We start from the raw sequence: 4460 nt of genomic DNA on the forward strand, positions 1-4460 counted from the left end.
CTGGACCGGCGGCGCCTGGATGCCGGCGGCGTTTAGCGAATGGACGATTGTGCGCAATACGTGGAATGGTATGGCGCTTGCGCGCAGTTCCGCGATGCTCATAGCGTCGCGCTCTATCACCTCGCATAGCGAGTGGCACACGGCCTCTTCCATGACGTTGCCCGACGCAAGGCCGTTGGTGTGGAAATATGAAAATGGGTTGACCGCTGGGGGCGCCGGGTTGTAGCGAAAGAGCGCGATTGTCGCCGGCACCATCACCTCGCGGTTGTTTGCGATGTCAAAGCCGGGGAGAAAGTCCATCAGCATGTCGTTTCGGTATTCAAAGCGCATCGGCTCGACGATCTCGTCAGGGTGCATGACGCTGCGCGTCTTTGACAATTCTGAATAGCTGGACCGGACAAAGTCGCGCCTGCCCCCTGCCGGCAACGATGAGTACCTTTCGATGCTTTCCATCAGCGCGCTTGCCATGGCGTGCTCGCGCGTCGGCCCCTTGCCGCTATAGACCCAGATATAGTCCTCAGTCCCCGGCAGGACAGCAGAGTAGTTTGGTATCCCTAGCACGTCCATGTCGGTGATGTCTGCCAGGCGCGTGACGCCAATCTTTTTCGAGAGCGGGACGACCTTTTGCAGGGTCTCTTTCGCCGGCCTTGTCCGGGAAGTGCCGTTTACCGTCCACTTTATCCTGCTCTGAAGCTCGATTGGCACTAAAGGCTATGCCCCCACAAGTTCATAATAAGATTGCGCGATATCGTTTATTTGTCCCGCCGGCGCCACCTAGCGCCATGGACACGCCACGCGAGCTAGAATGGTACCTCCGCGACCACTTTTTCCGGCAGTCCGGCAAGGGCCGGGCGCAATTTGCAAGGAGCCAAGTCGCAGGCGAGATGGTCAGCCTCTACCTGCGGTTCCGCGGGTACGAAGTCTCGCAGCTGTCCGACAGCCTGGCGCCCGTTATAGACGACCTGGTGTCGATGCACGTCCTTGCGCAGACCGGCGACATGCTGGAACTGGCAGGCAAGCTCTTGCGGATGCAGTGCGCCAAGTGCTTTTACGTCAGCTATTTTTCAGAGGCCGAGCCGAAACTCTGCCAGCGCTGCTCGGGGCAAGAACTGCACGAATTTCCCAGAAAAAAGTAGCTTATTAAGCAAGTTTTCCCCTAGCCTGGGCGTTGCAAAAGGACATGGGCGAGCTGTGCGGGCAGGTCTTTGACATCGACCCTGCCATACGGTTTGCCGGCATCATTGACCGCATGGGCAAGCTCGTGGCCGGCGGCATGCGCCCCGGGCTCCAGCCGCTAGAGTCGATAAAGGACATGGACCGGCTCTACCTGGAGTTTGCGCTGCGAAACGCCATGCGGCGCGAGTTTGACGGCGATTTTGGGCCCACGATATACGCCATGTCTGAGAGGGAGCGCATCAAGATAGCGACGTTCCCGATGCCGGGCGACAGCCTGCTCTTGATCTCGATGGAGCGCGGCAGGCCCCACGACAGGATAATAAGCAGGGTTTTGGAATTCGTACGCTGATGCCAAGGCGCAAGGAGCGCGATGACGATCTCGGCCCTTCCAAAAAGGTGACGGGAAAAGAGCTTTCAGAAACTGAAGAGCTGAGCGCAAGGCTCACGGCACTTGTGGAGATGCTCGACGAAAAGGGCGTCATCAACAATAAAGAGTACCAAAGGATTGTCGCCATGCGGCTGCACGAGATTTCAAAAGCGGCGGCGATTGAAGAGCTCGACGAGGAGCTGTAAAGTGGGCGCCGGCAGGGTCTTTGCGCTTTCGATAGCGGCCGGCCTGCTCGCAGGCGCGGTGCTTGCGACCATGAACCTGCTCATTGTGAATCCATACATCGAGCCTATGGCAGAACTGTATTTTGACTTGCTTTTGGAAGAGGGAATAATGGACGAGGACGAATTTGACGCCATGCTGCAGTCGCTCTATTCGTGGCAGGTTGCGTTCCCGCTGGCAATCGGGCCCGCTGCAGGCGCGCTTGTCGCCGGCGCCTACATAAAGATCCGCAAGGAAGCCTTCAAGGTCGCACTTGCAGTCGCCGGCGCGGCGTGGCTCTCGCTTTACGTCATGCCTGTGTTAAAATATCCGTACAGCCCCGACGCGCTCTTTATCCCCGAAGCGACGGGGGCCTACATGACTCTTTTTGCGGCATATTCTGCAGCCTCTGGCCTGGCCGCCCTCGGCTCGGCGATTGCGCTTGCCCGGACGGGGAAAAAGAACTGGCACATCGGCGCGGCCGGCGTCTATCTGGCAATCGTTGCAGGATTGTTTTTCGCCTTTCCAAGTCTTCCCGAGACTGAAATCGTGCCCCTCTCGATGCTTGGCGCATGGAGGTCTGCAAGCGCGGCCGCCATGACCGCGCTCTGGTTCACGCTTGGCATAGTCGCAGGCGTATTACTTGAGAGGAAAAATGGCGCCGGGAGAGGGATTTGAACCCTCGGGACCCTTACGGGTCACAAGCTCGCTGGAAAGCAAATTCCAGGCTTGCGCCCTACCGGGCTAGGCGACCCCGGCAACCAGCAAACTTGCCTGCCTTTCATTATATATTTCAATCAAATGCAATGGCAAAGATAGAAATTGAGGCATGCCGATTGATCAATGTTTTTGAGCAACCAAGGACTTTCTGACAACTGCAAGGACGGGAACCACGTCGACTGCGCCGACTGCATGTGCAAGTGCCACGTGCCGGGGACTATGGAGAACCTTTCAAGAAACATTGCCAAGCTGGACCGCAAGCGGCCCGGGATTGGCGAGACCCTCTAACTTTTTAGCAACGGCAGGATCTTCGACAGTATTATGGGCTCGTGGTTGGCCTCGATGTCAAAGGACAGCAGCAGTATCGCGCCGTCGTCAAGCGGCAGGGTAGCCCTCTTGACCTTTTCATACAGCGCAAACGCGTAGACGGTCCTGCCTAGCCTGTCTTCCATCGTCTTTCTCATCCCCATCCTCAAGAGCGACTGCATAACGGAAAGTTCCGACTCTTCTTTTGTCAAGAGCGGCTGGAGGCCCGGCCTGTAGGCAAAAGCCACGAGCTTGCCCATTCTGTCTGCCATCCCTGCAAACCTTATGCCCTTGTCGATGCCGACAATGCTCTTGCACAACTCCTTCGTCATTTGTGGCATTTTCAGCAGACCTTACTATCGACTAGGATATAAACACCAAACTTAACGGAGAAACGAGCGGACCCTTGAAATGAGGATATCTGCGCCCGGGCCCGAAATGTCGGCCAAGGCTGCCGTGATCTCTTCAATGGAAGAGCAGGGCGCCTGTCCAAGCCTTATGTTGTACCGCTCCTTCAGGGCAAGAATGAGGGCCTCGGCCGCCTGGTCGCCAAAGATGCTGGCCGCCTGCCTCAAGGCGCGCTCTAGGGCAATGCAATAGCCGTCGTCGCCTGAGTCCCCCGAGGCGCTCAACAGCCGGTAAGGATGCGGCGCGCAGATAACTTTTTCCTTTTCCAGCTAAAAGTCGGCATCGCTTTCCAGCTTGGAAAGGTCTACCTCGCTTGTCCCTGTGGCAGGGGCCGCAGCCTGCTCGCCTTTTGTGCGCCACGCCTTGGGATACGTCTCTGGCCTCATTATCAGGCGCTTCATGACAAACGCCACGCCCTTGACACTCTCCTCTATCTGACCACGGGTCATGGACGCTTCCCCAAGCCCGACTATCTCGCCCTTGAGCGTATACACGCCCACAAGCTCGCCCACGCGTAGGTCCGAGGGCACCGCGATGACACCCGGCACCGCAAGGGGCGCGCCGTGGCAGAGCGCGTCGACTGCCGTGTCGCGGACGGTGATGCCGCGTATGCCTTCGAGGCATCGCTCTATGGGCAGAACGAGCCGGCGCAGCTTTTCCTCGTCGCCTTCCTTGTAGCGCTGGAACGCGTCTGCCAGGTCGTGCAGCCTGACCATGCCGTCTTTTTCGTACAGGTTGCTGACCTGCGTCCTGCGCAGCTCGACCATCGTGGCGCCCGGCGACAGGACCTCGCCGACGTCGTAGATTATCTTGCGTATGTAGGTGCCTGCCTGGCACAGCACCCGCATCAGTATCAGCCTGTCGTAATCCTGGATATAGTCAAACTCGTATACCGTCCTTACGCGAGTAACGCGCTTTACTGCAGACCTCTGCGGCGGGCGCTGGAATATCTCGCCCTTGAACTCGTTCATCACCCTCTTCACCCTCTCTGCCGGCGCGTGGGCGTGCAGGCGCGCAAGGGCATAGTACTCCTTGGGCCCGAGCAAGAGCACGCCAAGAGCCTTTGTCCCATCGCCAAGTCCTATCGGCAGGAGGCCGGTGGCGCCGGGGTCAAGGGTGCCGGAATGGCCCGCTTTTTCTATCTCCAGTATGCGCTTGACCCACGCCACGACCTCGTGGCTGGTGGGACCTGCAGGCTTGTCGACAAGGATGAGGCCGTAATACAGCAGTTCGCTGATGGGCCTCCTGTCGGGGTAATGGC

At 58.4% G+C, this 4460-nt stretch carries 9 protein-coding genes and 1 tRNA gene; 5 read left to right on the forward strand and 5 right to left on the reverse strand.

Going from position 1 to position 4460, the window contains the following annotated elements; all coding sequences use genetic code 11:
• On the reverse strand, window positions 1-705 hold a 705-nt coding region (locus tag ACREAY_RS10030), incomplete at its 3' end, for a YcaO-like family protein (protein ID WP_431755637.1).
• Window positions 706-782: 77 nt separating this feature from the next.
• Here ACREAY_RS10030 and ACREAY_RS10035 point away from each other — a divergent pair.
• From ACREAY_RS10035 to ACREAY_RS10050, 4 genes are read left to right on the forward strand one after another with little or no spacing between them, the layout of a single operon-like run.
• Window positions 783-1136, forward strand: coding sequence for a hypothetical protein (locus ACREAY_RS10035; protein ID WP_431755638.1), 354 nt, complete (start codon window positions 783-785; stop codon window positions 1134-1136).
• 32 nt (window positions 1137-1168) lie between these two features.
• Window positions 1169-1525 (forward strand): DUF6659 family protein, encoded by a 357-nt coding sequence (locus ACREAY_RS10040; protein ID WP_431755639.1) that lies wholly within the window; start codon window positions 1169-1171, stop codon window positions 1523-1525.
• Window positions 1525-1749 (forward strand): hypothetical protein, encoded by a 225-nt coding sequence (locus ACREAY_RS10045; protein ID WP_431755640.1) that lies wholly within the window; start codon window positions 1525-1527, stop codon window positions 1747-1749. Before ACREAY_RS10040 ends, ACREAY_RS10045 begins: the two co-directional genes overlap by 1 nt.
• Window positions 1724-2443 carry a CbtA family protein gene (locus ACREAY_RS10050; RefSeq protein WP_431755641.1) on the forward strand — a complete coding sequence of 240 codons (720 nt, stop codon included), beginning with the start codon at window positions 1724-1726 and terminating at the stop codon, window positions 2441-2443. The genes ACREAY_RS10045 and ACREAY_RS10050 overlap by 26 nt, the downstream gene beginning before the upstream one ends.
• Here ACREAY_RS10050 and ACREAY_RS10055 read toward each other — a convergent pair.
• A tRNA-Ser gene (locus ACREAY_RS10055) sits at window positions 2422-2524 on the reverse strand. The genes ACREAY_RS10050 and ACREAY_RS10055 overlap by 22 nt on opposite strands.
• A gap of 90 nt (window positions 2525-2614) precedes the next feature.
• Here ACREAY_RS10055 and ACREAY_RS10060 point away from each other — a divergent pair.
• Window positions 2615-2773, forward strand: a complete 159-nt coding sequence (locus tag ACREAY_RS10060; protein WP_431755642.1) for a hypothetical protein — start codon at window positions 2615-2617, stop codon at window positions 2771-2773.
• On the opposite strand, the gene ACREAY_RS10065 is transcribed toward ACREAY_RS10060, so the two are convergent.
• From ACREAY_RS10065 to ACREAY_RS10075, 3 genes are all read right to left on the reverse strand, one after another.
• Window positions 2770-3132: a hypothetical protein gene (locus ACREAY_RS10065; protein WP_431755643.1), complete on the reverse strand. Its 363-nt coding sequence runs from the start codon at window positions 3130-3132 to the stop codon at window positions 2770-2772. The genes ACREAY_RS10060 and ACREAY_RS10065 overlap by 4 nt on opposite strands.
• Before the next feature lie 42 nt (window positions 3133-3174).
• Entirely contained in the window at window positions 3175-3423 is a 249-nt protein-coding gene (locus ACREAY_RS10070) for a hypothetical protein (protein WP_431755644.1), read from the reverse strand.
• Window positions 3424-3468: 45 nt separating this feature from the next.
• The coding region (locus ACREAY_RS10075; protein ID WP_431755645.1) for an RNA-guided pseudouridylation complex pseudouridine synthase subunit Cbf5 at window positions 3469-4460 on the reverse strand (992 nt) is incomplete at its 5' end.

It is taken from the genome of Nitrososphaera sp., assembly GCF_050748925.1.
GTDB lineage: Archaea > Thermoproteota > Nitrososphaeria > Nitrososphaerales > Nitrososphaeraceae > Nitrososphaera.

What these genes read in the sequence shown, in the direction of transcription:
- ACREAY_RS10035 (WP_431755638.1), top strand. Translation starts at nt 783, where the DNA reads ATGGACACGCCACGCGAGCTAGAATGGTACCTCCGCGACCACTTTTTC.
- ACREAY_RS10045 (WP_431755640.1), top strand. Translation starts at nt 1,525, where the DNA reads ATGCCAAGGCGCAAGGAGCGCGATGACGATCTCGGCCCTTCCAAAAAG.
- ACREAY_RS10065 (WP_431755643.1), bottom strand. Translation starts at nt 3,132, where the DNA reads ATGCCACAAATGACGAAGGAGTTGTGCAAGAGCATTGTCGGCATCGAC.